The sequence below is a fragment of the Sphingobium sp. HWE2-09 genome (genome assembly GCF_035989265.1).
In the GTDB taxonomy this organism is placed as follows: domain Bacteria; phylum Pseudomonadota; class Alphaproteobacteria; order Sphingomonadales; family Sphingomonadaceae; genus Sphingobium.
Genome location: NZ_JAYKZX010000003.1, coordinates 959,798 through 985,101, shown reverse-complemented (window position 1 = coordinate 985,101; position 25,304 = coordinate 959,798). Strand labels below are relative to the sequence as shown.

32 protein-coding genes, 2 pseudogenes and 1 other annotated feature are annotated in these 25,304 nt (G+C 54.0%); of the genes and pseudogenes, 13 read left to right on the top strand and 21 right to left on the bottom strand.

Annotated elements, in window-relative coordinates:
• Nucleotides 1-34: 34 nt before the first annotated feature.
• The 4 genes from U5A89_RS10205 to U5A89_RS10190 form a co-directional block, all read right to left on the bottom strand.
• Nucleotides 35-427 carry a hypothetical protein gene (locus U5A89_RS10205; RefSeq protein WP_338161037.1) on the bottom strand — a complete coding sequence of 131 codons (393 nt, stop codon included), beginning with the start codon at nt 425-427 and terminating at the stop codon, nt 35-37.
• Nucleotides 424-1,686, bottom strand: a complete 1,263-nt coding sequence (locus tag U5A89_RS10200; protein ID WP_338163006.1) for a type IV secretory system conjugative DNA transfer family protein — start codon at nt 1,684-1,686, stop codon at nt 424-426. Before U5A89_RS10200 ends, U5A89_RS10205 begins: the two co-directional genes overlap by 4 nt.
• Before the next feature lie 264 nt (nt 1,687-1,950).
• Nucleotides 1,951-2,724: a hypothetical protein gene (locus U5A89_RS10195; RefSeq protein ID WP_338161036.1), complete on the bottom strand. Its 774-nt coding sequence runs from the start codon at nt 2,722-2,724 to the stop codon at nt 1,951-1,953.
• Between the two features lie 82 nt (nt 2,725-2,806).
• On the bottom strand, nt 2,807-3,220 hold the full coding sequence (locus U5A89_RS10190) for a hypothetical protein (RefSeq protein ID WP_338161035.1): 414 nt from the start codon (nt 3,218-3,220) through the stop codon (nt 2,807-2,809).
• 82 nt (nt 3,221-3,302) lie between these two features.
• On the opposite strand from U5A89_RS10190, the gene U5A89_RS10185 reads away from it, so the two are divergent.
• Both U5A89_RS10185 and U5A89_RS10180 read left to right on the top strand, forming a co-directional pair.
• The gene (locus U5A89_RS10185; protein ID WP_338161034.1) at nt 3,303-4,364 is read left to right on the top strand and encodes a hypothetical protein; all 1,062 of its coding nucleotides are present in this window, start codon (nt 3,303-3,305) and stop codon (nt 4,362-4,364) included.
• On the top strand, nt 4,361-4,720 hold the full coding sequence (locus U5A89_RS10180) for an ankyrin repeat domain-containing protein (protein WP_338161033.1): 360 nt from the start codon (nt 4,361-4,363) through the stop codon (nt 4,718-4,720). Before U5A89_RS10185 ends, U5A89_RS10180 begins: the two co-directional genes overlap by 4 nt.
• Before the next feature lie 11 nt (nt 4,721-4,731).
• Here U5A89_RS10180 and U5A89_RS10175 read toward each other — a convergent pair whose 3' ends face one another.
• Genes U5A89_RS10175 through U5A89_RS10165 form a run of 3 tightly spaced genes read right to left on the bottom strand, consistent with a single transcriptional unit; the run spans nt 4,732 to nt 6,084 of the window.
• Nucleotides 4,732-5,301, bottom strand: coding sequence for a hypothetical protein (locus tag U5A89_RS10175; RefSeq protein ID WP_338161032.1), 570 nt, complete (start codon nt 5,299-5,301; stop codon nt 4,732-4,734).
• A 4-nt stretch (nt 5,302-5,305) separates the two neighbouring features.
• The gene (locus U5A89_RS10170) at nt 5,306-5,797 is read right to left on the bottom strand and encodes a GNAT family N-acetyltransferase (RefSeq protein WP_338161031.1); all 492 of its coding nucleotides are present in this window, start codon (nt 5,795-5,797) and stop codon (nt 5,306-5,308) included.
• Nucleotides 5,794-6,084, bottom strand: a complete 291-nt coding sequence (locus tag U5A89_RS10165) for a type II toxin-antitoxin system TacA family antitoxin (protein ID WP_338161030.1) — start codon at nt 6,082-6,084, stop codon at nt 5,794-5,796. Before U5A89_RS10165 ends, U5A89_RS10170 begins: the two co-directional genes overlap by 4 nt.
• A 236-nt stretch (nt 6,085-6,320) precedes the next feature.
• On the opposite strand from U5A89_RS10165, the gene U5A89_RS10160 reads away from it, so the two are divergent.
• Nucleotides 6,321-7,262 (top strand): hypothetical protein, encoded by a 942-nt coding sequence (locus U5A89_RS10160; protein ID WP_338161029.1) that lies wholly within the window; start codon nt 6,321-6,323, stop codon nt 7,260-7,262.
• Between the two features lie 7 nt (nt 7,263-7,269).
• Here the strand turns inward: U5A89_RS10160 and U5A89_RS10155 are convergent, their stop codons facing one another.
• On the bottom strand, nt 7,270-7,926 hold the full coding sequence (locus U5A89_RS10155; RefSeq protein WP_338161028.1) for a hypothetical protein: 657 nt from the start codon (nt 7,924-7,926) through the stop codon (nt 7,270-7,272).
• A gap of 248 nt (nt 7,927-8,174) precedes the next feature.
• On the opposite strand from U5A89_RS10155, the gene U5A89_RS10150 reads away from it, so the two are divergent.
• Nucleotides 8,175-8,741 (top strand): recombinase family protein, encoded by a 567-nt coding sequence (locus tag U5A89_RS10150; protein ID WP_338161027.1) that lies wholly within the window; start codon nt 8,175-8,177, stop codon nt 8,739-8,741.
• A 19-nt stretch (nt 8,742-8,760) separates the two neighbouring features.
• Here the strand turns inward: U5A89_RS10150 and U5A89_RS10145 are convergent, their stop codons facing one another.
• The 3 genes from U5A89_RS10145 to U5A89_RS10135 are packed head-to-tail and all read right to left on the bottom strand — an operon-like array spanning nt 8,761 to nt 9,848.
• Entirely contained in the window at nt 8,761-9,099 is a 339-nt protein-coding gene (locus U5A89_RS10145) for a helix-turn-helix domain-containing protein (RefSeq protein ID WP_338161026.1), read from the bottom strand.
• Between the two features lie 14 nt (nt 9,100-9,113).
• The gene (locus U5A89_RS10140; RefSeq protein WP_338161025.1) at nt 9,114-9,380 is read right to left on the bottom strand and encodes a hypothetical protein; all 267 of its coding nucleotides are present in this window, start codon (nt 9,378-9,380) and stop codon (nt 9,114-9,116) included.
• Nucleotides 9,381-9,383: 3 nt separating this feature from the next.
• On the bottom strand, nt 9,384-9,848 hold the full coding sequence (locus tag U5A89_RS10135) for a hypothetical protein (RefSeq protein ID WP_338161024.1): 465 nt from the start codon (nt 9,846-9,848) through the stop codon (nt 9,384-9,386).
• Between the two features lie 175 nt (nt 9,849-10,023).
• Between U5A89_RS10135 and U5A89_RS10130 the strand changes: the two genes are divergently transcribed.
• From U5A89_RS10130 to U5A89_RS10120, 3 genes are all read left to right on the top strand, one after another.
• The gene (locus tag U5A89_RS10130) at nt 10,024-10,512 is read left to right on the top strand and encodes a Ros/MucR family transcriptional regulator (RefSeq protein ID WP_338161023.1); all 489 of its coding nucleotides are present in this window, start codon (nt 10,024-10,026) and stop codon (nt 10,510-10,512) included.
• Nucleotides 10,513-10,593: 81 nt separating this feature from the next.
• Nucleotides 10,594-11,199, top strand: coding sequence for a hypothetical protein (locus U5A89_RS10125; protein WP_338161022.1), 606 nt, complete (start codon nt 10,594-10,596; stop codon nt 11,197-11,199).
• Nucleotides 11,200-11,265: 66 nt separating this feature from the next.
• A complete protein-coding gene (locus U5A89_RS10120; RefSeq protein ID WP_338161021.1) occupies nt 11,266-11,505 on the top strand; it encodes a hypothetical protein in 240 nt (79 codons plus the stop codon).
• A gap of 328 nt (nt 11,506-11,833) precedes the next feature.
• Here the strand turns inward: U5A89_RS10120 and U5A89_RS10115 are convergent, their stop codons facing one another.
• The 4 genes and pseudogenes from U5A89_RS10115 to U5A89_RS10105 all read right to left on the bottom strand — a co-directional run bounded on the left by U5A89_RS10115 (nt 11,834) and on the right by U5A89_RS10105 (nt 13,502).
• Nucleotides 11,834-12,565 (bottom strand): DinB/UmuC family translesion DNA polymerase, encoded by a 732-nt coding sequence (locus U5A89_RS10115; protein WP_338161020.1) that lies wholly within the window; start codon nt 12,563-12,565, stop codon nt 11,834-11,836.
• 180 nt (nt 12,566-12,745) lie between these two features.
• Nucleotides 12,746-12,823, bottom strand: a pseudogene (locus U5A89_RS21360) (hypothetical protein); the annotation flags it as partial.
• A gap of 40 nt (nt 12,824-12,863) precedes the next feature.
• Nucleotides 12,864-13,130: pseudogene (locus tag U5A89_RS21355) on the bottom strand (Y-family DNA polymerase); the annotation flags it as partial.
• Nucleotides 13,131-13,133: 3 nt separating this feature from the next.
• The gene (locus U5A89_RS10105; RefSeq protein ID WP_338161018.1) at nt 13,134-13,502 is read right to left on the bottom strand and encodes a LexA family protein; all 369 of its coding nucleotides are present in this window, start codon (nt 13,500-13,502) and stop codon (nt 13,134-13,136) included.
• Nucleotides 13,503-13,833: 331 nt separating this feature from the next.
• Between U5A89_RS10105 and U5A89_RS10100 the strand changes: the two genes are divergently transcribed.
• The 3 genes from U5A89_RS10100 (at nt 13,834) to U5A89_RS10090 (ending at nt 18,102) form a co-directional block, all read left to right on the top strand.
• Nucleotides 13,834-14,604 (top strand): helix-turn-helix domain-containing protein, encoded by a 771-nt coding sequence (locus U5A89_RS10100; protein WP_338161017.1) that lies wholly within the window; start codon nt 13,834-13,836, stop codon nt 14,602-14,604.
• Nucleotides 14,598-16,841 (top strand): AAA family ATPase, encoded by a 2,244-nt coding sequence (locus U5A89_RS10095; protein ID WP_338161016.1) that lies wholly within the window; start codon nt 14,598-14,600, stop codon nt 16,839-16,841. The genes U5A89_RS10100 and U5A89_RS10095 overlap by 7 nt, the downstream gene beginning before the upstream one ends.
• Nucleotides 16,842-17,247: 406 nt before the next feature.
• Nucleotides 17,248-18,102 (top strand): ArdC family protein, encoded by an 855-nt coding sequence (locus tag U5A89_RS10090; protein WP_338161015.1) that lies wholly within the window; start codon nt 17,248-17,250, stop codon nt 18,100-18,102.
• Between the two features lie 52 nt (nt 18,103-18,154).
• On the opposite strand, the gene U5A89_RS10085 is transcribed toward U5A89_RS10090, so the two are convergent.
• Together U5A89_RS10085 and U5A89_RS10080 are read right to left on the bottom strand one after the other, a co-directional pair.
• Entirely contained in the window at nt 18,155-18,301 is a 147-nt protein-coding gene (locus U5A89_RS10085) for a hypothetical protein (RefSeq protein WP_338161014.1), read from the bottom strand.
• Between the two features lie 93 nt (nt 18,302-18,394).
• Nucleotides 18,395-18,664, bottom strand: coding sequence for a hypothetical protein (locus tag U5A89_RS10080; RefSeq protein ID WP_338161013.1), 270 nt, complete (start codon nt 18,662-18,664; stop codon nt 18,395-18,397).
• Between the two features lie 106 nt (nt 18,665-18,770).
• Here U5A89_RS10080 and U5A89_RS10075 point away from each other — a divergent pair, with 106 nt between their 5' ends.
• Nucleotides 18,771-19,961 carry a hypothetical protein gene (locus U5A89_RS10075; protein ID WP_338161012.1) on the top strand — a complete coding sequence of 397 codons (1,191 nt, stop codon included), beginning with the start codon at nt 18,771-18,773 and terminating at the stop codon, nt 19,959-19,961.
• 9 nt (nt 19,962-19,970) lie between these two features.
• Here U5A89_RS10075 and U5A89_RS10070 read toward each other — a convergent pair whose 3' ends face one another.
• Nucleotides 19,971-20,147 (bottom strand): hypothetical protein, encoded by a 177-nt coding sequence (locus tag U5A89_RS10070; protein WP_338161011.1) that lies wholly within the window; start codon nt 20,145-20,147, stop codon nt 19,971-19,973.
• Nucleotides 20,148-20,561: 414 nt separating this feature from the next.
• On the opposite strand from U5A89_RS10070, the gene U5A89_RS10065 reads away from it, so the two are divergent.
• Both U5A89_RS10065 and U5A89_RS10060 read left to right on the top strand, forming a co-directional pair.
• Nucleotides 20,562-21,761 carry a hypothetical protein gene (locus U5A89_RS10065; RefSeq protein ID WP_338161010.1) on the top strand — a complete coding sequence of 400 codons (1,200 nt, stop codon included), beginning with the start codon at nt 20,562-20,564 and terminating at the stop codon, nt 21,759-21,761.
• Nucleotides 21,762-21,763: 2 nt separating this feature from the next.
• A complete protein-coding gene (locus U5A89_RS10060) occupies nt 21,764-22,186 on the top strand; it encodes a hypothetical protein (RefSeq protein WP_338161009.1) in 423 nt (140 codons plus the stop codon).
• 1 nt (nt 22,187) lies between these two features.
• Here U5A89_RS10060 and U5A89_RS10055 read toward each other — a convergent pair whose 3' ends face one another.
• The 3 genes from U5A89_RS10055 to U5A89_RS10050 form a co-directional block, all read right to left on the bottom strand.
• Nucleotides 22,188-23,438, bottom strand: a complete 1,251-nt coding sequence (locus U5A89_RS10055) for a relaxase/mobilization nuclease domain-containing protein (RefSeq protein WP_338161008.1) — start codon at nt 23,436-23,438, stop codon at nt 22,188-22,190.
• Nucleotides 23,435-23,605 (bottom strand): plasmid mobilization relaxosome protein MobC, encoded by a 171-nt coding sequence (mobC, locus tag U5A89_RS21350; RefSeq protein ID WP_445190644.1) that lies wholly within the window; start codon nt 23,603-23,605, stop codon nt 23,435-23,437. The genes U5A89_RS10055 and mobC overlap by 4 nt, the downstream gene beginning before the upstream one ends.
• Nucleotides 23,606-23,798: 193 nt before the next feature.
• Nucleotides 23,799-25,027, bottom strand: a protein-coding gene (locus U5A89_RS10050) for an IS3 family transposase (RefSeq protein WP_338159455.1) whose coding sequence is annotated in 2 segments (ribosomal slippage) — nt 23,799-24,739 and nt 24,739-25,027 — 1,230 coding nt in all. Because the reading frame shifts where the segments join, the coding sequence is not laid out codon by codon here.
• Nucleotides 24,630-24,746: a sequence feature (AL1L pseudoknot), on the bottom strand. It overlaps the preceding gene by 117 nt.
• Nucleotides 25,028-25,304 lie beyond the last annotated feature (277 nt).

Here is a 25,304-nt window from a genome sequence, read left to right as displayed (position 1 = left end):
AAATTTGCATTGATTTTGAAACTTCTATCACTCATTATCGTCCGCGATCATCTGTTTTAAAGGCAAGCGTTTGCCCAGCGAGCAATTTTTCTGCGACGCGATTTATATTTGATAGCCTTTCCTCAAATCTGCGGCGCACGATGTATTCAGCGGTTCGCATGAGATGCGCTTTCCGGTCGTCAACTGCCCAAGCTGGCTTGAGAGATAGGCGCTCTCCATCGCGAGCCAGCAATTCGCCATACTTCTGATTCACCCAAGCGTGTCTGGTTTGCTCGTAGTTTTGCCCGACTTTTTCAGTCGCCATTTTTGCCCAGCTATTGATCTTTTCAGCTCGCTCAGGCGACACGGTAGGAGCAGAAGAGCGCTCGGCACTCGCAGCGGCGAACGAAGACGAGATGACGCCAGACGCGGAGCGATCGGCGCTCATAGGACAATACCCTTATGGAGAGTGCGAACATCGCGCAGCTGATCCTTCCACGGATCGACATCATCGAAATGGACACGCTTGCAGACGAGAAGATGGGACAGGCCCGCGACGCGGATAATCTGCAACCCCGCCCCGATGCCGCGAATATCCTCACTTTGAAGGACCGCCCTGCGGGCTTCGCCGAGATTGGCTCCGGCAGATTCAACTGTGCCGCCGCTGCGATTGACACCGTGCATGAGAACGGTGCGGTTCCCGCTCCATTTCTCGATGTCGCCCATGAGGTCTGGGTCTTCCACGGCGCTTGTGTTGAAGATCGCGGCCATGTCCTCAAATTCCTTCACAGCTTCGCGCGACCACCGCTCTTCGAGCGAGTAGCGGCCCTGTGAAAATATCCAAAGCTGTAGCCCCTTGCCCCGATACAGTCGGAGGGTTTTGGTGATCGAAGGCGAAGGCGGCAGCATAGGAAATTCGTCGAGCAGGAATGTCGTCTGCACAGGGCCGACTTCCCGCGCGACCGTCTCGATGATGTGGCTAACAATCAGGCTAATCCACGGAGCCGCAACGGCCAGTTTTTCGCTGGGAGCCATGAGATACACCGTGGTCGGTTCATGCTTGAGAAACTTGAAATCGAAATCGTGCGCGGAGGTCGCGCCATCAAGCGACTTCCCCGGCTCGAAAGGATTGAGGGCTTCGATGCAGTCGGATTTGTACGCCTCAAACTGCTTCGGGGCGTCCTTGGCGGTTGCGCGCAACGCCTCTGCCTTGCCTTCCAGCCCCGGCAGGCCGCATGTCGCCATCATGGCGAAGCCGATTTCCACTTCCTCCTGAGACGAGTTCACGAAGCGCCACAGGCCGCTCAACGTGCAAAGCTCCGGCTCGAAGAGCGCCAGATATTCCATTCGCACGGCGAGCATCCGCCGAGCGCCTTTGCCTACCCAGTCGTCCTTACTCTTCGCCGCCGATGGGATGAGAATATGCGCGATCTCGTCTGCCTCCGTGTCGATTTGCTCGCCACGGCGCACGATGCCGATGAGGGTTTGAAGCGGATTGATCCGCGTATTCAAAAGCCCCAGCAGTTTGAACGGATTGAGATAGATGCAACGCTGGCGCAGCGTATGGGAGCGATGCTCGAATGACGCGAAGCAGTTTTCACCGTCCTTCACGTCGATCACGATCAGGCTGCGATTACGGACATGCGCGAGGTTCGGCAGGATGAAGTCTCGTCCCTTGCCCGTGCCCGCGCGGGCATAGGTGAGCAGCGGCGCATCGCCGTTATAAAAAGGAGGCGCTTGTTTAGCGCCCCCAGAAAAAGACCGTTCGGATTGAGGAGGTCAGAAGATCGGACATCTTGCAGGTTTGCTAGGCGACCGTTGCCTAAAACGCCGGAGGCCTGAGCGGAGGCGATTGCGATCCGCGTTCTCTCCGCTTCGCGTCGCGATGCCGCCGCAAAATCTGCTTCGACCGTTCGTTGATGCAGGGTCATTAAGGCCTGCATCCCCTTCATCAAACTGCCGCCGCGCATGTTAGCGGTCGCCCCACGGGTTTCCGATAGTAACCCGCTGTTCGCCCATCGGCGGCGGCGGCGGAAGGCGAAGCGGCTGGATGCTGGCAAGCTTTGCCGCTACTTCATCCGGCGTTGCAAGTCCACGCGCCCAATCTACGACCGGAGTACCTGCACCCTTCCGGGCCGCATCCGTTACCTCGTCCTGAAGCTTGCCGCTGAGATCGTCGGCATAGCCCAGTGCATTGTCACCTGCTCCGGCTTCCAAGCCATTCATGATGCGCCCGAAGCCGCGCATGAAATTGATGATGCCGATGTCAGCGCCCTGTTCCTGGGTTTTCTGCCCCATGATCGTTGAGGCATAGCGGCCCTGAAATTCGTAAGCCGCCTGCGTGGCAATCTTCGCCTGATCGTAGGACGCTGCGTAGTTGGTCAGCACGCCTTGCGTCACAGCCTTGTACTGTTCTGCGTGCTGATCCGCTGCCAGCTTCACGTTTGCGGCCCACGCATCGAAGCGGCTTTGCTGCTGCAACTCCGCTGCCTTGACGGCGGCTGTGATGCGAGCATCGTATGTCCCTATGAACGTGGAGGGGCGATAGCCCTCCGGCGCAGCCGTCTCCATCGTGAAGAGGACAGCAGCACCCGCCAGAAAGACGGCGGTGGTCTTGAGGATGCTGGGAAATGCGAAACCACGCCGGGGGGCTTCCACATAGCGGATGGTCTGGGCAGAATCGCTGACACTTTCATCGATAACCTGCTCTGTTACTTGGCCGGAGTAATCGACTTTGTACGACATGATAATCTCCTTCAGGCTGGAGATTGCCGTCTGTCAAAATTGTGAGCCGCTATCGGGGTGATAGCGGCTCACATTCTTGTCATCACAGGACGGGAGTGCCGTTCATCTTCATCGCGGCGTCCCAAAGAGCCAGACGCAAAAGCATCGAATGGCGCGGACGCCGCAGCGGCGGGCGCCTGGCGAATACTTTCACCTCGCTATTCCATGTGCAGGTTTCATCCTGCCCGTAAGACCGATCTATAATATCGGGATCGATATAAAGTGGCCTCCCGTCCCAACCGTAGATCGTGCCGTTAAACCCGTATATTTTGTCCGCCAGCCAATCGGTTGTCCTGATACGGGAGAGGTTCAACGCGGTTATTCTAAGCGCTAGACCTTCAATAAAATCTAGGCTTAATAGCCGCTCGCGCTCCTCCACCGTTATGATACGTGGACATGCGAAACGAAAGTCAGGCCCGATAGTATGCGGGCGTTCGTATGAAAAAATGTCGTTCATTGCTCTAACCTTTTCTAAAAGTTAGAGCTGGCCAGCTCAGCGGTGTGACCGCCTTGAACACGATGCAATTTTTACGGTGACGATGCCAAAAGACCCCGCCTTGAATGCTCAAGATTCCGCCTTGAAGCCGCCATACCCTCCTATTCAGGCGTTTCCGGCTGAATGGAAATCGGTCTGTCTAGAAATACTGACACTACGGCGGGCTGAGATTCAGAAGACTGTGCCATCTCGCGATATAGGTTGGGGAACGATCCGAGACATCATCATGGAGGCCTTTGATACGTACGACGGGAGCGAACTGAAAAAAAGAGATCGCAATCTCTCAGGTCAGAATTTGCAAGATTGGTATGACGGATCAACCCCGACAGATGCAAAGTTTAGATTTGTAAATCTGTATATCGTGCAAATGGAAAAAGATGGCCATTTAGCAAAATTTCGTAGCAAAATAAGCGAAGCCCGAGAAGACTTTGTACATAAAGCTCTTCTTATGATTTATTCCAAATACAAATTTGAAGGGTTAGATAGCATATATCTGGATGATTTTTACAGGATCTTACCAGATACCTTTGTATCAAAAGGCATGATCAAAGGAAGCCTTCTAGGCAGTTCCTCAGTTCATTTCGTTCGAGATAATTGGGGTGTTCGGAAAATATTATTTGCCTATCATAGATTCAACACTCATTTTTCTCGCAGTGAAATTAGCTCTTCTTCTATTTATGAAGGCTTCTTGATACCTCAAAGTATTGATACTTGGACACAAGAGGAAGATTCCTGCTATCACGCCCGCTTCAATGTCAAACTGTTCCGGCCAGCTTATCGTGGCGATCCAGTAAATGGTTTCGCAGATGGCGTAGCAGAAATTGAAGTCGATACTGTGGATGGGAAACACGAAGCCCGTTTCTTACTGAAAGTCCCACCGTTAGCAGTCGATCCATTCCTATTTAAACATTCAACTAAAAATAGCACTAGACATCGCACGGCGAACAATAAATCCACTGACATTGCGGTTGTACAAAGAATTGACGATAAATCTAATGTTCTTACGCCTAAAGGTGGTATCATTATGGAAATGGAGGGATATTATTTTAGTGACACGGAGGAAGCAAATAGAATAATAAATTCCGTGAAGGGATACTTCTTATGACAGATGATTATCATAAGATAAAACGAGCAATGATTATTGATATATTTGAAGCAGCTAGAAATGACGATGTTGATTCATTAAAGACTTTTATTGATGGCGGTATGTCGTTGAATCAAGCAAAGAGTAGCTTTTTGGATATGACCCCCATGCATGTTGCTTGCATCGAAAATAGCTATCAATTTGTAGAATATGCATGTGAGAATGCGATATTTGATCCTTGGGCACGAGACGCCAATTTACGCACCGCTTTCGATCACGCAGCGGCTTGCGGAAATCAAAGGGCCAAAGAAGCGCTTTTCAAGGTCATGTACAATGGCGTTTCCTATGATTTTACAAAGCACGAATTCAGCTTCTGATCACGATAATTTTATAGGTGTATTTTGCGCGGCTTGCGTAGTGGAACCGACAGCGGAGCAGATAAATCCGGCGCGGCCCCGAGCCACGTCATCACAAACGCCCAGTAAATTTCGTTGGTCGTCGCAGCCTGTCGATATAGCCAACCCGCGATGATACGGGCGTTCAGACCTTCAGGAACGTGGCTCATGCCATCAAGCAGGGTGGCATGATCGATGCCCGTCCGAGCAAGTTCTGATCGTAGCAACCTCGACATTTCCGCTGTTACCTCGATACGTTTTGCACTGTCCGCAAAGCGCTTGCCGCGCTTGGGTAGCGGAGAGCCATTGGACGACACGCGCCCGGCATTATCTGGCAGACTTGCCCATCTGCTCATTACATAGTCGATATGCCGCGCTCGTGCTGCGTCGATAACCCCGCCGATCCAGCGGTTCACATGCGCGACAGTCAATCCATCCGGCAAATCCGGCGCTTCCTTTAGTAGCATCATGGCCGTAACACCCGTACGCTTGATTTCCGCGCGAAGCTTTTGCCGTATGGCCTTGGTAATGGGAACCGTCGTGCCGTGAACGCTTGGCTTCATGCAATCACAGCGCGGCTTTCAAATCTGAAATCGGGATCATCAATGTCATATCGGCGGTCGGTGATTGCAGAAACCCAATCGCCAGATAGAAGGATTTGGCTTCCTCGCTGATCGCATGGACGACAATGCCGCGTATGCCGATTTCATCGCCTGCGGCGATCACCCGTTTGGCTGCGTCACGGACCATGGCGCGACCTATTCCTTGGCCTTGGTAGCCTTTGCCAATAGCGAGGCGACCGAGAACCACTACCGGGATAGGTTCAGGCATATTCCGCCGCATCCTGCCGCTGGCTTCGATCGTACTGATCGAGCCGGACGACAGCGCGTAATACCCCGCCACATCATCGCCTTCGCAGATGACGAACGTGCGGCTTGCCCCTGCGGCCTGATTGGCGCGAGCGCGTCGGCGCAACCATTCATCAAGCGAAGCCACACCTGAGTCGAAATTGTCGAGATTATGATGATCCGCAAGCGGCGTGGGCGCAGCAAAACTCACTGGGGTTCCCAAGGTGCCTTGGTCTGCATAGTCTTACGCAACCTTTCATTTGGTTGCGGCGGCGCGTCGAGCATTGCAAGAAAACGACCATATGTATCGGCATCGACGGAAATCACGGTCTGATCCAGAATAGCGTCTTCCGCTGCGCGGCGCGAAGCCTCGATCATAAAATCCGTTCGCGAACGCCCCTGCATCTGGGCTGCACGATCGATTAGAGCGCGAGTATCCTCCCGCATTTTGAGATTGACGGCTTTGACATGTGTATCTGCGGCTTGCGGTGCTGGCATGGTCGTTTCCTTTCCATCATCATATCACAGCAAGATACACAATGTGTATCTAAAAATGTTTACCTGCTAGGGTGCCGCGACGAGAAAATCTCAAAGGGGGATGATGGCTCCCCGCCGCGACAGCCCAATATATAAGACAGCGCCAAATTACAGTTAGATAAAAATTGAGACGAATTTTATCTGCATTTTATCATTTACATAACTGTCATTAATAATGTTCGATTATTATCTGACCAATGAGCGACCACGCTAAAGACAATGAAAGTGAAGATAAGCTGCCCCAACCGGATATGGCTCAAGCGGAGCAAATCTTATTCTATCAGGACGCCCCTATCGGCGGCTCTGCATCTTTTCAGGAAGCGGTCCAAGCAAAAGCGAATTTCGCGCAACGCATTCCCGGCACATCAGAATGGACTATCGGTAACGGGGTTGGTTCACTAAGCCAACTTACCCGAGAGGAAATGGCTCAAAAGGAAAAAGAAGAATCCGCCGAATGGTTCGAAGATTTCGCGGACGCCATCGATCACATCCATGAGCAGGAGCGTCAACGAGAGGAATGGGCGCAGGCGAGGCACTCCTACGCCGGGATCGAAATGACTGGGGAAGAATGGGGTGAGTTTGCCGACCAGTTGAAAGGCGACACCCCTCTTCGCAAATGGCTGATGGAAAAGCTGAAGAAAGAAGGAAAAACGGAAGCCAAGGCTACCGAGATGGTCGATCAGATGTCCCTTCTAGCCAAGATGCAGAGCTTGCCGCCGAACCAGTGGACGGACGAGATGAAAGCATTGGATGCCAAGCTCGATGCCGATCCGGCACTGAGAACCGAGCTTGAAAGAGATTTGAAGGAAGCGAAACAGTACGAAACCGACGCGAAGATGAATGGCCAAAAGGTAGAACTGAACGCTGAAGTAGCAAAATCCGATACGCCGATGTCAACGGAAGCTCGTGCAGATATCTTATCGCAAGGTATGGGAAACGCATCCATTGAAACGTCGGCTCTAAATTCCTTTGCTTCTACGCTTGACGGTCCGGCGATAGCGTCAGACCTCAATTTGAGAGAACATCACAAAGCTGCTTTGGCTGCAGAACAACCTTTGGACGCGCCGAAGCAGATTGCAGCCTTAACGCCGCCTTCCGGACCTGCACCTACTTCACCGGGTGGCGGATTTGACGTTTAGATATTTTCTATTTCGGGGAAACCATCGCCACTTGCGGATTCAGGCGCGCGAGGCCAGCGGCAGTATAATCCAAGCTGGTCATACGAAGCATGTTGATAGGTCGGCCATCCGGCTGACGTGAAACCACGCCACCATATCTCATCTCCATATTACCCAAGATAACGACGGGAAGGCCCATACGGTCTGAACCGTTGGCATCAGAATGGACGCTATCAGCGACAACCATAGGCCGCGTACCGTTTTTCTCGCTGTTGATGATGACCTCGTTGAACGCTCCACCCAGCAGAGCGGCTTTGTTAATTCCCGGCTTACGCGCATCGAGCAATTGGACGTTGGTAAGCTTTGCCCCTACGCAAACCTTATTTGATGACTGGGCGCGAGGTTTGTCGCCTTCAAGCTGATAGCCCAAGGAGCCATCCGCGTTCGATGTGACGGTATTAACGAAGCGGTTGAAACGCGCGTCCATGATGTCATCGGTCGGGCTGTCCACATAAACGCGATCACCGATGATCATCGTGCGCTGACCCTCGGCTTTTAAAGCGGCATTCATCTCAGCCATTGGAAGACATTGCTTTGCTTCAAGCGCTAATGCTGACGTTGATATGCAAGCAGTTGCAAGCATGGAAGCCATGAATGCCGATTTAAGAAGACCGTTATTGCTCATTTTTTGCCCCATCCGAAAGACGCCACCCCATCGGATGGCAAGTCATTCAAAATCGGCGGGCTTCTGTACTTTATACAGTCTCAAGAACCATCCTTGGCGATACTCTTTTTTCTTCAATTCCGATACGGCTTGTGTTAAATATTTAGCCAAGGAAACGGCGGTTTTGCCGTCCTTGGTGATCTTGGCTTTGCCTCGAAATGGGCAGTCTCACTGAGGATGGTTCATGAGACTCCAGCCGGACACAGGACATGGAAACGAAAACCCGGCTGATAGGCTACGCCCGCGTCAGCACGGCAGACCAGAATAGTGATTTACAGATCAATGCCTTACAAGCCGCCGGATGCGATCCGATCTTTGAGGACAGTATCACGGGCGTTGCCGTCTCCCGCGAAGGTCTGGACCTAGCCTTGGCCTCAATCGGCCAGGGCGAAAAGCTGGTAGTGTGGAAGCTGGACCGCCTTGGCAGGTCTATCCCCCATGTCATGTCGATCATGGCCGACCTCCACCACCGAGGCGCAAGCCTCGTCAGCCTTACTGAGAATTTCGACACCGGGACGGAAGCCGGAGAACTTTACAGCACTATCCTCGCCCTCTTCGCCCATATCGAGCGGCGGATGATTTCCCAGCGGACCCGCGCTGGCCTCGAAGCCGCCCGCCAACGCGGCGTCCACCTTGGCGGTAGGCCGAAGATGACGGCGGCACAGATCGTGGAGGCAAGGCAGTTAATGCAGGGAAGCCAGATTAAGGCCGACGCCTTGGCGGCGCGCTATGGCGTAGGTCGTGCAACTCTATTTAGGCATCTGGGCAAAAACTAATTTGAAACATTGGCGTCCATCAGCCAAATTTACGCCGAGGGCTTCCGATTTTTGACATGCTAGATATCTTGGCTGAATTCATCTTATCAATGTCATCCTGCCATTTGGAGAATGATCTATAAGTCGTAGGAAAAAGTGGCCTTAGTTTTTTTACTACGCCGGAATCAAATTTTCTTTCGTCTTGAATTAGTTGACGCAGAACATCTTCGCTCAAGCCAGTTTTATGCGATACCTCTTCTAAAGAGAGATCGCGCCTGTTTAACGCTGCCTCAAAGAACTTTCCTAAAGATCGATATCTTAGTCCGCTCCGGAAATGCACTTCCGTATCTCCTCGCGCGTCAATTGCTTCGGCAACCATTTTAACCCTTCAGCCTAACAAATGACATCAAGATCATTAACTTCGGCATTTTTCCAATCAAAGACGGCTTCTCCGCCACATGAAAAAGAGCATACATAAAGCCTTCTCCTTTCGTCAAGTTTAACGGGATTGAACCCATATTCGTCAAATTGATGATCGTGAAGACTCACTACCTCGGTCAATGCAAACATAAACCAACGTATTTCTTCTTCACAATGTGGACATTTCTTAACAAGATCATCCTCAAGTTTTTGAATGTCATCACATACTATTCTGGCCATTCGTTATTTTGCATCCCCATTTGCAAATCTGGTTACGAAAAATCGTAGGTATGTTCTTGCCCCTAACATCCACATCAACGAAATAGAAAACCATAGATAACTAACGAAAATAAAAGATACCAAGAAGCCTATGCTGGCCTCATCGTTGGCTGCGACAGACATATATCCCAGCAGAAATATCGAGACGATTCCAGAAATAACCGAAAATGTAGCATTCCATCTTGCTTTGGCGGCTTCGACATTGGCTAGTTTTTCCAAGCGTGATTTAACCGCTGAGTTTCTTGCGGCACTTAGAGTGGGTCGTGCAGCCCCTTGCTTCCTTTCGGCTAACATTTGCCGAACCATATTCTCTCTGGCTTTTTTTGCTTCTTCCAATCGCCTGACAAAAAGGAAGTCAAATCCTGCAAACCCAAAATTTAGCGCGGCTGCAAGTTGGATAAGAGATTGGTAACTGGACCAAGTTGCCATGTGAACCTCAGCGACATCCGCGCAACTATGGCATAGCGATTACGGTGGTCAACCTATGGATCGACCTCACGGTAGTTTGGTTTAGGTAAGCGTTTGCGCGCGAGACGCTTTGTGAAATCGGTTGCGACAATGGATTATTTGTCCCGAGTTCGCTAACAGCCATTATATTAAGAAAATGGAGAATATTGTGGGCGCTGAAAACGAAATACTTATCACCCTGACCGCTGACATCGTTTCTGCCCATGTCAGCAATAATAGTGTGGCGGCGAGCGACGTTGGCGGCCTAATCGAAAAAGTCTATGGCGCGTTGCAGGGGTTGGGCGCACCCGTTAAGCCAGTGGAAGAAAAGCCCAAGGGGGCAGTTTCCATCCGCGCGTCGATCAAGCCGGACCATCTGGTCAGCATGATCGATGGCAACCCGTATAAGATGCTGAAACGGCACCTATCGCTCAATGGCTTTACGCCGGACAGCTATCGTGAGGCTTTCGGACTTCCCAAAGACTATCCGATGGTCGCAGCAAATTATGCAGAATCGCGCCGCAATCTTGCAATCAAGATCGGGCTTGGTCGCAAGCCGAAAGCTGCTGCCGCTCAAGCTACAGCAGCCCCTTTGAAGTCAGTCCGTAAACCAAAAAGTATAAAGTCTACAACTGTGACTGAATAGTTTCATTTTTCGGCTTCCTTATTGGGCTAACACGATCTGAGTGATCTGCTACGCTCGCTCCCTCTCAAGGGGGGAACTGGCATGATGAAGATAAGCGTGATTGCACTGTTGGCATTCGGATTGAGCGGATGCGCCTCAACGATAACCGCAATAAAGAACAGGCCGATGGCGGCCCACAAGACAGAAACACGTTTATGGACTTCAACGGGCGAACGTCGATTTGTAGCATGGATCGCGCTTCCTGATGGTAAATTTTTGCTATGCCCAGAGCCAACGCCTTTCACGGGCCAAGCCGTCACGTCGTCATCAAAGCCAAACTTCAAGCCCTCGGAAGTCATCAGTTTGTCCTCCGAGGAAGCCTACGGAACGAATCTTGTTACCGTTGGAACTTTAACTGAGAATCTCGCCGCGCTTGATCGCAACTTTGCCAATTCCTGCAATTTAAACATGGCTGGTTATCTGGGCAACGCTGAATTTATAGAGCAGGTGAAAGCAGATAACGCGGTGCGCCGCCTTTATGTTCTAGCGTCGGCGGGGGCGAAGACGTCTGACAAGGAGCTACAGGCGAAAATAGATGCGGCTGTCAAAGACGCCGTAGCAAAGGCTGTCGCAGAAAAAGGATGGCAGGTGACCGTTGCTGCACAACCGACCTCGCCGAAAGCGGTAACGACGCTCACGCAAAAATAGGTCTTCTCAAACTTCGCAGGTGCGTTAGTTTCAAAATCTATGCTGGCGTTGGGGAGATTGATCGACGTGCAAGACGATACCCATACCGATCTGTCTCCCCTTAGAATTGCTATGGAGCACTTGCTTTCGCATCAGCAAATGCCTCTTGATAAGGCCGCGGCTTGTATGGCTTCCTATGCAGCGATGCTTACATACGAGCATCAAGGCCTACAATCAGCCCGTGCGGTCATCCATGCGGCGATGGAGCAAGTGGCGCTGTTGGCGTGCGAAGACCCAGACCTAGATATGGCCGAAATGAAGCAGTGATAACGTGCTTACGCTAACCGCAAGATGTGCGTGTAACTACACGCCATCTTGGCAAGGGAACCCGCTGCGCGTTCCCGTTGCATCCCTCCGGCCATTGGTGCTGATCGCGGCATCGAGCCGGATCAGCACCAATGGGGAGACTTCGCTCTCCCCAAACCCCATCGACCGGGAGAGCCTTCGTGCTCCCCGTGACCCCATGACCAAGGCGTTTGCCGCCCGTGGACCCCGCACGATGGTTTTGCCCATCGAGACAAACTAGCGGGCGTGCCAGCCCCTAGTGACCCTGCCTCCTTCCGAGGGACCAACCTCAGCGCGGGTTGGATGCGCATTAGCTCTCGATCGGCCTTTTCTTATCGGAACAAGATGAGGCTTTGACCGTGAGTAAGTCCGCCACGCGCGTCGTGTAGCAGGGCGACAAATTCTCGCGCTTCATCGCCCAGCCACCGGAGCGCTTGGCCAAGCCGCCCGGTCTAACGCTCTCCCGACCATAGCGGCCATTGATGGCATCGAGCGCGACCATGAGCGCTTTCGATTTATCTGGATCGCGGGAGGCGAACAGGTCGGCGGCGGGCAATTCGTTCGGCATATACAAGTCGAGCAAAATGACGCCCGCCTTGAAATATCGGAATCCGTCCCGCCACATGGCGTTCGCCGCGCGCGTGGCTGTCCCGATTAGCGCAAACGAGTTTGCGGTTGCCTCGACGCCAAGCGTAACCGAATTCGAATATTTCGGATCATCGTTGAACTCGTTCGTCCGCATAAACACCTGCATGGCTCCCGCGCGCAGGTTGAAGCGGCGCAGCTTCTCTGCGGCCCGCGCCGCATAAGTCGCGACCGCTTCTCGCATTTCGTCGAAGTCAGTGATCGCCCGCCCAAAGCTCCGCGTGCAGGCGATGCTCTTTCGCGATGCCGGCGCTTCCGAGAACGGCATACACGAGATTCCGCGCAGCTCTGCATGGGTCCGCTGTCCTGTTACCGTCAGCATCCCCCGTACAAGCTCGGGATCAAGCGCGACAAAATCAGAAAGTGTATGCACGCCCAGCTTTTCAAGCTTGGCCATGGACGCCCGCCCCACCCCCCAGACATCGGAGATGTCTGCCATTTGGTAGATGGTCGCCCTCGTGTCGGGCGATGATAGATCAAGGACGCCGCAGCCCGTGCGATCAGCCTTCGCGAGCTTGTTTGCAAGTTTGGCGATCGTCTTCGTCGGGCCAATGCCAACGCATGTCGGGATCTTCGCGACTTTGAGTACCTTGGCGCGGAGAGAAGCGCTGAAAGCCACGAGATTGACGGGAAGCCCTGCGAAATCGAGAAACATTTCGTCGATCGAGTAAGGCTCGAACTCGAGGCACTTCGCCGGAGAGCACATCGAAAACCCGGCGGCTCATGTCGCCATACAGAACATAGTTCGAGCTTTTGGCGATGACGGTTTTCAGCTCAGGCCGCTTCGACGCCAGGTGCCAGGGCTCGCCCATCTTTAATCCCAAATCCTTCGCCTCGCTTGTGCGGGCGATTACGCAGCCGTCATTATTGGACAGGACCACCACAGGCTTGTTGCGGAGCGACGGATCAAAGGCCCGCTCGCACGAGCAATAGAAGCTGTTGCCGTCAATCAGCGCGAACACGGCTCACACCTTCGTTCGCACGAGTGCCTTTATCATGGCCCAGATTTCCACATCGCCATCAACCTGCACAGGGTTGCCGCTGGACGGACGCAGCCACCAGTCCTCCCCATCACGGGTCAACGTGGCGAGAATGAATTCGCCATGGAGGAGGGCCACGCAAACCTTCCCCGTCGTTGGCTCCGAGTTGGCATTCGCAATCAGGATATCGCCCGCATGGATTCCCCTTGAGCGAAGCTCTTGGCCGACAACCCGGACGGGATATAGACCCGGACGCCGCAGATCGAGCAGGCGCGCGAGATCGACCACAGGCTCAATGTAGTCTTGCGCAGGGCTCTGAAAGCCTGTCGTGTTGTCGCCCTGATATGTTCCCATGACTAGAACATACAGGGAACATATATCGGAACGCCATAGGAAAATATTCTCTATCCCCAAGCTTCACGGATGCCATTCATTTGTGAATTGCGTGAAACCTGAATCTGGCCAAACCGAAAGGGGTGGTTTAGGTTAAATCCAATAACTGAAAAGAATTTATGAAGAAATTCGAACGCGAAAAAATCCGGTAAAAGGGCAATGACAATGCGGCCATCTAAAATCCTGTCATCTATGCGTGCCGATCATGTGCCGCTGCCTGCCGATTACGTGCCGCCCCAAGCATGGCAATCTGTTGTAGCTTCGTGACCAGAACACAAACATAGAGGTTACGATGAAAAAGGTCACGCCAAACGGCAATTTGATAAAAGAGCTCCGGTCGCAGCTCGAAAAGGGATCGCTCCAGAAAGAGATGTCGCATGCGGTTGGTATCAGTGAACGCCGCATTCGATCTATCGAGAATGAAAATGCGGCGGTTACGATGCCGGAGTTGGATCGCATTGCAGCCTATCTAGGCGTGCCACGCGATACGATCGCTTATGCGATCGACACGCCGAAGCTAGTGCCCGCCCCCAACGACACTGCCCCAAGCCTCCTTGATAGGATTTTCAAGGATCGCGTGATCCCCCGATTTGACAAAGACCTAGCCTACGCAACGATGGACGAGGGCAGGCTGATCCATGATGCCCAGCACTCCCAAGACCTGACTGTTCAGATCGACGTTCAGCTTACCGCAGAAACCAGCGAGTATGCCGAAGAGCTGATCCGCCTCCTGACTGATCTCACATATTCGAAACGCGATTGGCTTTCGAGGCCGACGCCAGCGGATGAAATCGCGCTAAGGCGGCGCGTTCGCCAACTTCTCGTGCTTCTGAAGGGCAATGATGTGTGGTTCTACTACACCCATCAGATGCGGCACCTGCCGGAACGATACGACCTACCTGCCGAGGGTGATCCTAGCGAAATGCAATTTCGCATAGCGAGCGTGCTGGGGCCACCGGGCGAATACGGAGAGGAGTCGACCGACGTGAATGTCGATAATGGCCAGCCGTACTTCATGAAGGGCTGGGAGCCGAAAAAGCAGGGGGAGAATGAGGGATGCTGACCGCCATTAAGTCGATCAAAAACTTAGGCGTCTTCGGCAACTATACCCAAGCGCCGGGGCTTAAGGCATTCTCACGCTACAACCTGATCTACGGCGAAAACGGCGCAGGCAAAACCACGCTCTCGCGCCTGTTTTCAGCATTGAACGACGGCGCGCACACAGAATATCCGCTGCTTGAATTCGCAGTCGATGGGGAAAGCGGCGCGGTTGCCAAAGGCCAAAAATACAGCCGCAAACTGCGGGTGTTCAACGCCGATTACGTGGAGGCGAATATCGGGAAATTCGATGGGCCTATCCGTCCCATCCTGATTGTCGGCGTCGAGAATAAGGAACTCGCCGAAGAGGTTCGTAAGGAACAAGCGACCTATGATGCCCGCGAATTGCAACTCAAGGCTATATCAACCGCCACGGAAAAGGCGACGAATGACAAGGGCAAAGTTTTCTCAGCCGTCGCAAAAACCATTGGTGAGGCCACCAGCGGCGCATCGCTTCGTAGCTATCGCAAGCCTGACGCGGAGAAAGACTTTGCCCGCCTGCGTCCGCTGAAGACCTATGCCGACGACGAACTTGAGGTTAGCCGCGCCACGCTCCGGCAGGAGCAGGCCGATCCGGTCAGTGAGTTTGGATTGCCGCCGCAGCTACGCGACAGTGACGGTGAGCTTGAACCATTCACAGATGTCTGCGCCCGGTTCTCCCGCACGGTCGAAAGCCTTACGCGGAAAACGGCTCAGGAAGGCGCGTTGAAGCGTCTCGTCGAAAATCCTGAAATATCCAAATGGGTTGAGGAAGGGATCAAGCTTCACCGCGAACATTCTTCACCCTCTTGCGAATATTGCGCGCAGCCTATCCCGGCTGATCGCGCTGAAGCGCTGGCCCAGCATTTCGGCGCAGCCGACCAGTTGCTCAAGACCGAGATCGAAGCGGCAATGGCCACGGGTCTGCGGCTGGCGGATAGTTTGCGGAAGATAGAACCCGCCGCCCAGTCATCACTCTACGCCGAGCTTTGGAAAGAATACGAGATCGCGGTTGAGGCTTGGGAAGCTGCCCGGTCTGCCTGCCTTGAACGCTTCACTGACCTTGACGCCATCCTTGCTGACAAACTCATTCGGCGATCGAGCGCATTTGATACCGAAGCGGACATCGAGGCCGCTGCGCTGTTGGAGGCAGCGAACCAGCTCAATAACATCCTTGCCCGGCACAACATCAAAACGGCACAATTCTCGTCAGCCAAGGGGAAGGCACGGGAAATACTGGAACGGCACTATCTCGCGGGGATTGCCGAGCAGGTTGAGGAATTTGAGAAGCAGATCGAGGGACACAACATTGAGGCGGCCAAGCTGACAAATGGCGCGCCGGAATTTCCCGATCCGCGCAGCATGGCAGCGCTGCTAGCGTCGATAAAGGAAAAGCGGGCGAAGGTATCGAGCGCTCATGCGGGCGGGTCTGAAATGACAAAACGCCTTCGTGATTTTCTTGGCCGCACTGATCTTGAGTTTCATTCTGCTGATGAAGGCTATCGGCTGTTACGGCGTGGGAAGCCAGCAAAGCGTCTTAGTGAAGGCGAAAAGACGGCCATTGCATTCATCTATTTCGTCACGCATCTCGGAGATCAGGAGTTCGATGTGGCGGAAGGGATCGTGGTTATCGACGACCCAATTTCGAGCCTAGATTCCTCTGCAATCTACCAAGCATTCGCCTGCCTGAAAAATGCTGTGAAAAACGCTAAGCAAGTTTTCCTGCTTACACATAATTTCGAATTCTTGAAACTGCTTTTGAACTGGCTCGACAATGCAAAGAAGAACACGTCACATTACATGATTATTTGCACCGAGACTGCCAGCGACCGCGTGGCGACAATCGGAAGTTTGGACAAACTACTCATCGACCATCAGACCGAATATCAATTTCTTTTCAAGACCCTGTATCATTTTAAGTCTGATGGAACGATCGCATCTTGTTACCACATGCCGAACGTGGCCCGAAAACTTCTTGAGACGTTTCTTGAGTTCCACTCTCCATCGAATGACAAGCTTTATAAAAAAATGGAGACCATCACGTTCGATGAGGACAAGAAAGCTGCAATTTACAAATTCACGAATGATAATTCACACTTCACCGGAAAAGGATTTGATCCAGCAATAGTTTCAGAAAGTCAGAAAAATGTAAAATATCTTCTTGAGATGATCGAAAGCGTTGCGCCCGCACATTACCAAGGGCTGGAAAAATTGTCGGCATAAGTGACGGCTGGAGCCTACAAAAATGCTCCAGCCATATCATTAACCGATGGTCGGTCCGTCGAGGGTAACAACAATCTTCCCGCATGAGAAAAATGCAAACTTTTCAGATCTGTAAGGGGCGATCCTCTGCGGGCCGGGCTTTAGGCGTTGCCCCGAGCTGACGCTTGTGGCGTCGATCTCGGCCCTTTCGGGTGACAATCCCTATCGCGCTTAGGGGGACTTCCCCCTGACGCGGCGCGAAGCCCAAGCCTTCGGGCCATTGACGGTTTCCCCAACCTTCCTCCGCTCCGCTTCCGTGCAGGCCAGGTGATACCCCTCCGGCAATGGCGGCATTGCGCCTTTCCACCCCCGGTCTCGCCGACAGGCAACGGGTTGCATCACGCAACCCGAGCCCAAGGAAAAGGCCATGACAGCAACCATCTATGAAACCATCACCAACCAAATCGTTACGGCTATCGAGGAGGGCGCGGCAGAGTTCAAAATGCCATGGCATCGCATGGCGCAAGACATTGCTTGCCCCGTGAATGTCGCCAGCGGGCGCGACTATCGCGGGCTGAACGTCATATCTTTATGGATGATAGCAGAGGCAAAGCGTTACCAGTCGGGCACATGGGCAACTTACCAGCAATGGCAGGATAAGGACTGTCAGGTCCGCAAAGGCGAGAAATCGGCAAGCGTGTTCTTTTGGAAGAACCTTAGCGAAGCGGAAGGAAAGCAGGAACAAGACGGCGAGGCTCGCGGGCGTTTCGTTGCCCGAAGGTACAGCGTGTTCAACGCCGATCAGGTGGACGGCTACATGTCCCCGGAAATCCCACAGCTTTCAGAGAGCGAACGCATCGAGCGCGCCGAGCGGTTCTTTTCTAGCATCCCGGCACATATCACCCATGGCGGCGGTATCGCTTGCTTCAAGCCGGAAAGCGATCAGGTCGAGATGATAGATTATGCCCGGTTCACAAGCGCACCAGCATATTACTCAGTGCTGAGCCATGAGCTGACGCATTGGAGCGGAGGCGAGTTGCGGCTGGATCGCGATTTATCGGGGCGTTTCGGTTCTGAATCCTACGCCGTCGAGGAACTGGTCGCAGAGCTTGGCGCGGCTTTCATCGCGGGCAAGCTTGGCCTTCCGAGCGATCCCCGCAAGGATCATGCACCCTATATCGCAAGCTGGCTTAAGGTTTTGAAGAACGATAGTCGCGCGATTTTCACCGCCGCGAGCAAGGCGCAGGCCGCAGCCGATTTTCTCGCAAGTTTCAGCGCATAAAAAAGCGCCGCTGGATTATCCGGCGGCGCTACTCTTTCACGAAAGGGGGCTGTTAGGTCTTATTCTGCTGCCGCTGACGTTCGGCCGCGTACCCGGCATTGTATCTCTCGCGCGCCTGCGAAGGCGCATTTTTCAGATTGGCCGCGCCTTGGCCATTGCTGGCGTCGCGGCTCCCCGCATTGTAAGGGTTGTTTTCCATCGGAATGCCTCCTGTTGAACAAGGTTCAGGCCATCTGAACCTCATTCATAATTGCGCCGCGTCCTACACAGATTCGGGGGGATAGCGAGACGGTCAGAAGGGAATTTCCCCTGTTAGATCGTTCGCCTCGTCAAGAGCATCCTCTGTCGTATAACAGCGGACTGCCGCCTCGATCTCTATGTAGCGCTCAATTCTGAGGTTGAGCGGCATTAAGCCCGGCGCGCCAAAATGGCAGACATCATCAATATGCTTGGTGAGTAAATCCCAAGTCTGATCTGAAAGAATGACCGTCACGGCGAGCGGCGAGCCGGGCAGAAAATTCCGAGAATAGTCGATGACAATAGGCTGTGTTGTCTGTGTCATAACGCCTCCAACTAGAAAGCTTCGGCGTAACTGGCGCGTGGCGCGATAGCGGGGGGATATGCACCAAAATCTGGTCAGCTAACTCAACAGCGCATATATTGAAACGATGAGCGATCTTGTCACCGATGATATACCCGCGCCCAAGGCAGCAGACATAGGCAATTTGGGCGAACCTATTCGCCTGAAAGACATGATAATGGCTGGTGTTCTTGCGGAAGCTGCTCAAGGCGGTCAATCTGCTGAGATGTGGACGCGAATGGCCTTGACGTCCGATCAAGCAATATTCCAAAAAATCATAGGAAATCTCGCTTCTTGTATAGAGGGCAGCGCGAACCTTGTCGGAGAATACCCCAGCCTGAGCAGAGCCCAGACCGTTTTTATGGTGCTGCGACCGGACGACACTGGAGAGCTGTGGGTCGATAAAGCTGCGATGTGCACATACAGTGCCTTGAAGCGCCCCGGCCCTATGGCGGCTGGAACTGTACTGTTCGAGAACGATATCGCAGATATCACCGGGCTGTGGTTCCCACTTGTCGAAGTCGGACCAAAGGACCGAATTCTTTGCATCTTGCGCGAAGGATGGCGTTTTGCCCTTTATTTCGATTTCAATCCTGATGGTGATTTAGTGGTGGAAGAGGCCAAGCGTGCGCTTGGCACTCTCTTTCGGCGTATGCGCTATGCAGACCTCTATGCTTCCCTTGCGCATGAGCCGACATTCAAGGGGATGGTCGATGCAGGTTGGTTCCCGTTTCTTGAACTGGGGACCGCAGAAATTCGGGCATTGCTCGGAATGATCGAGGCTGAATTTCCACTCGATGACACAGAGCGAAGCCTGATAGCGGCTTTTGACGAAACCCGGCTGGAACGAATGTTCGCGCGCTGGATGGAGCGCTCGCACCTTAAGGAGCGTGAAAAAATTCTGAGGCCAGCGATTAACGCTTTCAAAAACGTTGAACCCGTCACCGTTGTCAAAATCATCCTGAGCGAGATCGAGGGTGTGATGTCGGACGCCTATCATCATGTGCATGGACAGCGGCCTTATCGTTCCAACAAACTGCCCGATTTCATGATTGATCAGGCGGAGCAGAGGGCGGGCGGCAAGGACACTCTGTTTTTCCCGGTTGAGTTTGGGAAATATCTCAAGGATTACACCTATGCCGATTTTAACAAGGACGACATAGGCACGGCAGGCTCCCGTCATGCCGTCAGCCATGGCAGGGTAGCGGGCAGCGAATACACAATGGCCAGAGCGTTACAGGCCTTGCTGACGCTCGATCAGTTGGCATTCTATATGTAGCGGCCAGCCCTAAAGGCCGGGACCACGCCGGGCGCGCTCAGCTTCGATCTTCGCAAGCTGGATCGAAAGCTCCTCGCGGCGAACGTTTGGTTTCGGAAGCGCTGCAATCTCTTTTGCACATTGCTGAAAAAGAGCGGCAAGCTGGGCATTGGATTTCTTTTGTAGCTCTGAGTTGGCGATTATCATCGGGATTTCCTCCGCGTTTTCGCCGCCCTTGATTAGGCCAGCGTGCGGAGAACGACAGGATCGTCACTAAGCTGGGTGCCATCTGTGATCGCAACGACGTGGAGAAGGCTGAAACGCCTTGTCACCTACAGGTTTGAATGTCCTAAGGTCTCAAATCGCTGGATTATCAAGTGGCTCCGATAACCGGGCAAGCCATCAATCGCCAATCAATGCGGAGGCAATGCTCAGGCCCTATTGTCGGATGTCAAAGCAGGCTAAAATTGCGGCTCCAAAAACCATTGTGACAGAGGGTGAAAAATAGCTGCCAAAAAGTGCCACGTAAGTCATTGAAATATAACAGCTCGTGACAGCACTTGAAAATCGAGGGGCATGAAGGTAGTTGAATTAATAAATTAAGCAGTGTGACATGCCCCTATGACTACCGTTGCGCAGTACCTTTCCGAGCATGGTCCCTCTCGTTCCTCACGGATCGTTGAGGCTCTTGTCGCATCTGGATTATCCGCAGAGGCGGCGCGCCAGCGCGTATCGCGGGCCAAGCCTCCAATCCGCAGCTTCCCTGTTCCGCTTCTGCCTAAGCGGGAAGCGTTTCTATATCTGGAGAAGGACCGGAACGTAGAACGGTTCTGGCATAATTTCTTGCGCGATCTCCGCGAAACCAATTCGATCACGGCAGCCGCAATCGACGGCGTTATAGCTCGTGGCGGCGTGATCCCTGCTGAGCAATTCGCTGTAGTCAGCGGCGCGACAATAAGGCCAAAGACGGGGCAAGTCCCGGCTGAAACGGTCATGAACCGTCTCATCAAGTCTGATTTCCTCAAAGAATTCCACGACCCTGAGTATGGCCGTTGCTTCCATACGGCTCCGAGCTTGGCGCTGGGTACGCCTGCTGCCATGCGCGCACGGGACATCACCGAACGCGTAGTATTGGACGGCCTGCGTGAATGGTGCCGGAAAATCGGGCTTGCAAGTTACAATGCCATCCGCATTCGGGGCGATCAGGATTTGAAGCCGATCGGCCCATTCGCGTTTGATCTGGCTGGGCCAAGCTATCTACTGCCGTTGCAAGGGTCGGCCAGTAAGCCGGGCTTTGTCGTGGCAGATGTCTTCGCCGAAGGCATTTTAACGGTTCACGAAATCCAGTTTTTCATCCGCAAAGCGCGGGTTCTGAAATCAAGCTTCAAGGATATCGGCATTTTGTCGATCATCGTAGCTGAAGGTTTCACAGGCGAAGCGCTGACCGCAGGACATGCAGCGGGCGTTATGCTGGCGACGCCGAAAGATTTGTTCGGAAAGCGCGTTGGAGAGGCGATCACCTCCCTCTGCGAAGTCCTCAAGAATGCCGCTAAATATGCTTCTTCGAGCCCTGACCGCCTGACTTCGTTGCTGAACAATCTCATGGATATCGAGGGGCGCAACAAGAACCTTCGGGGCATCCTGTTCGAAATGGTGGTGGGCTATCTATCGCGGCGCTCCGCCATGACGATGGATATGGGCGTCACCGCCAAAGACCCGAGCAATGGGAAGACAGCGGATATCGACGTTCAGACCATTACCAACCATAACGCCTTGGTCACTGCCATCGAATGCAAAGGCAAGGAGCCGGGGGTGTTCTGAGTTTGGCCGAAGTGCAGGAATGGCTTGCGAAGATTCCCACATTCCGCGCGCACTATTCTCAGCATGGGCATTTGCGAGAGTCACAACAGCGCTTTGAAATCTGGACCAGCGGCACCATCGCGCCTGATGCACTGGCCAAGCTGGAACTCGAAAAGATTAACCGCGTGAAGGCGAAGATCGACTGGAAGGATGGCGAAGCTGTGCTGGCGCTGGCGCGTGCGGGAAAAGAGAAAGCCCTTGCCGACGCTCTCAATCAGCATTTCTTCCGTCATCCATTTGCAGAAGTCGCCAAGCAGCTCCAAGCCGACGAGTTCGTAGGCAAATTGCCAACATGGATGGCACCTGCAACATCTAGCTTACCCGTCCAGAAGGGCCCGGCAATCGAAGTCGTATCCTTGGATGACGAGCTGGACGCCGCTGAGTAACCTAACGGCCCAATTCAGGATCGCGGTTATTTCCTTGGCTTAGCTGTTCATGGCGGAAACGGGCGGCATCCCTATATAGCGCAAGCACCTGCGTTGCGTGACGTTCGCGCTTCGATCTGATTTCCTGCTGAAGTTTTTGCCGATCTTCGCCTTGCGCAACTCGTAAGGCATGAGACTGCGCGCGGTCACGCTGCACACCTTGCATGGCTTCGAGCTCATTCGCGCGACGCGTTTTGAAATAGCGCCCGGTCATTATGTCCCATAGCCCCCGAGCGCCGCCCCTAATACGAGCCGCGCGGTTTTTCTGCTCCTGAGCAGACCGCTTTAATTGCGACTCGGCGAGATTAGCCCGCTCAGCCTTGTGGGCAGATTTCATTTCTTCACGTCGCGCTATGAGCGGCTTCATCGCGTTGGCCGCAAGGCGGCGGGCTTCAGCGATATGAAGTCGCATTCGCTTACCCATATCACCTGCGAGGATATGCACGGTCTGCTGCACCGATTTTAGGCCGTCAGGCAAGCCGAGTCGCGCCGTAACGGCTTTGGTTTTTTCACCGACGAGGCGAGATATAGGAAATACCTCACCCTCGACCGTTACTGCGACATGGCCACGCCGATCACCCTTGGCCAGAAACAGCCCGAGTTCTTCTAAAGCGCGGGCAAAGGATGTCGCATTGTCGGAAGATTTCCATGCCGCCTGAGCCGCCGCTTTCAGCTCGCGGGCATCAACGTGTGATCGTTTGGCCTGCTGCCATTCGTCCAGCGTAAAATTCCGGGGATCGCGAAGCGCCGGATCAGCGAAGCCCTTTGGCAGTTCCCATCCATACTCAAGGTAGAGTTCCTTCGCCAGATCGCGGAGTTTCATTTTGAAAAAGGGGAGCGGTTTGGCCTTCATTGTCTCTGCGTCAATGCGTGACCACACTGCATGACAATGGCGACGGCCTTCCTTCTCGTGAAAGACGATCATGCGCGGCTGGCCCACAAGACCTGTTTTCTCCTCGATGCCGCGTATCGCCGCTTCGAAGGCTGCAACATCCACTGCCACGTCCTGAGGCGGGTTCAGCGATACAGAAAACAGATACTGCTCGCAGCGAGTGCCTTTCGAAAGGGCATAGGCTTCCTTCATTGCCCCTTCGATCGTTTCCGAAATGAAGCCGCTGACTTCATGAACCTCGACATGCTCATTCTCTTCGGTCTTGAGGAGATGAGCGCCGAGCTGTTTTCCGCCGCTCCGCTGGGATGCCTTGAGGATCATGAGTCCCCCAGATTTAGTGCCTTAATAAGCATCTTTCGCATCGCGGCGATATCATCAGCCGCCGAAGAAAGAGCCTGCTCAGTCTCAGGGGTGAATGGCAGGCTTCCCGAATTGGCGGATCGTGCGAGCTGATTGACGTTGTTTGCCAGCCGCGATTGCCCGAGCATCGCTAGGAGTTGCGCGATGGCCGCATGATCTGCGACCGGAGCCTTCCCCGCTTACGCGGTGGTGGACTGGCAGGATCGAACAAACGCCAGCGAATATAAGCCGCGAGAGACATGCCCGCCGCGTCCTGCTCAAGCTTCGCCTTCTCTTCGAAGGTGAACCGCGCCGGATTTGCCGGAGGCGTTGGGTTGTGAGTCACGCTGCCATATCGATGTTGTCCGCGGCAGCATAATATTGATCTTCGGCTTCGGCAGGCGGGATGTTGCCGATAGGCTCCAGCAGCCGGCGATTGTTGAACCAGTCGACCCATTCGAGCGTGGCATACTCGACCGCTTCGAAGCTGCGCCACGGTCCTCGCCGGTGGATCACCTCGGCTTTGTAAAGGCCGTTGATCGTCTCAGCCAAAGCATTGTCGTAGCTGTCGCCGACGCTGCCGACAGACGGCTCGATCCCGGCTTCGGCGAGGCGCTCGGTGTATTTGATGGACACGTATTGCGACCCGCGGTCGCTATGATGGATGAGGCCGCCCCGATGGGCCGGCCGTCGATCATAAAGCGCCTGTTCCAGCGCATCGAGGACGAAGCTTGCGTGCGCTGTCCTGCTGGCTCGCCAGCCTACAATCCGCCTGGCGTAGGTATCGATGATGAAAGCGACGTAAACGAAGCCGGCCCAGGTCGCGACATAGGTAAAGTCGGATACCCACAGCATGTTCGGCGCTGGCGCGTAGAACCTGCGGTTAACGTGATCGAGCGGGCAAGCTGCTGCCTTGTCGCTGATGGTCGTGCGCACTGGCTTGCCCCGGATCACTCCGGCCAAGCCCATCTCGCGCATCAGCCGGGCGACCGTACAGCGGGCGACGGGCACGCCCTCCCGCATCATCTGCCGCCACACCTTGCGCACGCCGTAGACCGCGAAGTTCTCGGCGAACACGCGCGCGATCTCCGGCTTGAGGGCCGCATCCCGCCGCGCCCGCGCCGACAAGCGTGTCGGATCCTGTCGCTGCGCGACGCGCTCGTGATAAGTGGATGGGGCGATCGGCAGGACGCGGCAGATCGGCTCGACCCCATAGGCATCGCGGTGATCGTCAATGAACGCAATCATCGCCGAAACGGGCGGTCGAGCTCCGCCTGAGCAAAATATGCCGATGCCTTGCGGAGAATCTCATTGGCCTGCCGCAGTTCGCGAACCTCGCGCTCCAGCGCCTTCACCCTGTCGGCAATTTCGGCTGGGACACCCGCCCGCTTACCGCTGTCGACCTCAGCCTTCTTCACCCACTCATGCAGCGTCGGCGGTGAGCAGCCGATCTTCTCGGCAATCGATACCACCGCGGCCCAGCGCGATGGGTAATCCCGCTCGTGATCCAGCACCATCCGGATCGCTCGCTCGCGTACTTCCGGCGCAAATTTGTTCGTCGTCTTGCTCATATCGGCTCCATCTACTCAAGAGTTGGAGCCTCCGACAAACCCGGCGCGGTTCAAGGTCATGCGGAGCGACACGGGGGTTGTGTAGGATTTCGCCGAAGGCGGCTTACCGAGGCTGGCATCCCTGAAGGATTTTTCAGTCAAGGATTGAGAGGGTTTCCGGGCCATGCCTCAGCGCCCCCCGTTTGATGTCCTCTTTGCCTTTAGCAATGGCGTGCCGTTATCTTGAACGCTCGTAGGCTTGTTTTTGCCCAACGATGTACGTTCAAGAACCTCGACC

Bases quoted from the DNA above. Each gene is read 5' to 3' on its own strand.
- U5A89_RS10205 (WP_338161037.1), bottom strand. From the start codon at position 427: ATGAGCGCCGATCGCTCCGCGTCTGGCGTCATCTCGTCTTCGTTCGCC.
- U5A89_RS10195 (WP_338161036.1), bottom strand. From the start codon at position 2,724: ATGTCGTACAAAGTCGATTACTCCGGCCAAGTAACAGAGCAGGTTATC.
- U5A89_RS10190 (WP_338161035.1), bottom strand. From the start codon at position 3,220: ATGAACGACATTTTTTCATACGAACGCCCGCATACTATCGGGCCTGAC.
- U5A89_RS10185 (WP_338161034.1), top strand. From the start codon at position 3,303: ATGCCAAAAGACCCCGCCTTGAATGCTCAAGATTCCGCCTTGAAGCCG.
- U5A89_RS10180 (WP_338161033.1), top strand. From the start codon at position 4,361: ATGACAGATGATTATCATAAGATAAAACGAGCAATGATTATTGATATA.
- U5A89_RS10175 (WP_338161032.1), bottom strand. From the start codon at position 5,301: ATGAAGCCAAGCGTTCACGGCACGACGGTTCCCATTACCAAGGCCATA.
- U5A89_RS10165 (WP_338161030.1), bottom strand. From the start codon at position 6,084: ATGCCAGCACCGCAAGCCGCAGATACACATGTCAAAGCCGTCAATCTC.
- U5A89_RS10160 (WP_338161029.1), top strand. From the start codon at position 6,321: ATGAGCGACCACGCTAAAGACAATGAAAGTGAAGATAAGCTGCCCCAA.
- U5A89_RS10155 (WP_338161028.1), bottom strand. From the start codon at position 7,926: ATGAGCAATAACGGTCTTCTTAAATCGGCATTCATGGCTTCCATGCTT.
- U5A89_RS10150 (WP_338161027.1), top strand. From the start codon at position 8,175: ATGGAAACGAAAACCCGGCTGATAGGCTACGCCCGCGTCAGCACGGCA.
- U5A89_RS10145 (WP_338161026.1), bottom strand. From the start codon at position 9,099: ATGGTTGCCGAAGCAATTGACGCGCGAGGAGATACGGAAGTGCATTTC.
- U5A89_RS10140 (WP_338161025.1), bottom strand. From the start codon at position 9,380: ATGGCCAGAATAGTATGTGATGACATTCAAAAACTTGAGGATGATCTT.
- U5A89_RS10135 (WP_338161024.1), bottom strand. From the start codon at position 9,848: ATGGCAACTTGGTCCAGTTACCAATCTCTTATCCAACTTGCAGCCGCG.
- U5A89_RS10130 (WP_338161023.1), top strand. From the start codon at position 10,024: ATGGAGAATATTGTGGGCGCTGAAAACGAAATACTTATCACCCTGACC.
- U5A89_RS10125 (WP_338161022.1), top strand. From the start codon at position 10,594: ATGATGAAGATAAGCGTGATTGCACTGTTGGCATTCGGATTGAGCGGA.
- U5A89_RS10115 (WP_338161020.1), bottom strand. From the start codon at position 12,565: ATGGCCAAGCTTGAAAAGCTGGGCGTGCATACACTTTCTGATTTTGTC.
- U5A89_RS10105 (WP_338161018.1), bottom strand. From the start codon at position 13,502: ATGGGAACATATCAGGGCGACAACACGACAGGCTTTCAGAGCCCTGCG.
- U5A89_RS10100 (WP_338161017.1), top strand. From the start codon at position 13,834: ATGAAAAAGGTCACGCCAAACGGCAATTTGATAAAAGAGCTCCGGTCG.
- U5A89_RS10095 (WP_338161016.1), top strand. From the start codon at position 14,598: ATGCTGACCGCCATTAAGTCGATCAAAAACTTAGGCGTCTTCGGCAAC.
- U5A89_RS10090 (WP_338161015.1), top strand. From the start codon at position 17,248: ATGACAGCAACCATCTATGAAACCATCACCAACCAAATCGTTACGGCT.
- U5A89_RS10085 (WP_338161014.1), bottom strand. From the start codon at position 18,301: ATGGAAAACAACCCTTACAATGCGGGGAGCCGCGACGCCAGCAATGGC.
- U5A89_RS10080 (WP_338161013.1), bottom strand. From the start codon at position 18,664: ATGACACAGACAACACAGCCTATTGTCATCGACTATTCTCGGAATTTT.
- U5A89_RS10075 (WP_338161012.1), top strand. From the start codon at position 18,771: ATGAGCGATCTTGTCACCGATGATATACCCGCGCCCAAGGCAGCAGAC.
- U5A89_RS10070 (WP_338161011.1), bottom strand. From the start codon at position 20,147: ATGATAATCGCCAACTCAGAGCTACAAAAGAAATCCAATGCCCAGCTT.
- U5A89_RS10065 (WP_338161010.1), top strand. From the start codon at position 20,562: ATGACTACCGTTGCGCAGTACCTTTCCGAGCATGGTCCCTCTCGTTCC.
- U5A89_RS10055 (WP_338161008.1), bottom strand. From the start codon at position 23,438: ATGATCCTCAAGGCATCCCAGCGGAGCGGCGGAAAACAGCTCGGCGCT.
- mobC (WP_445190644.1), bottom strand. From the start codon at position 23,605: ATGCTCGGGCAATCGCGGCTGGCAAACAACGTCAATCAGCTCGCACGA.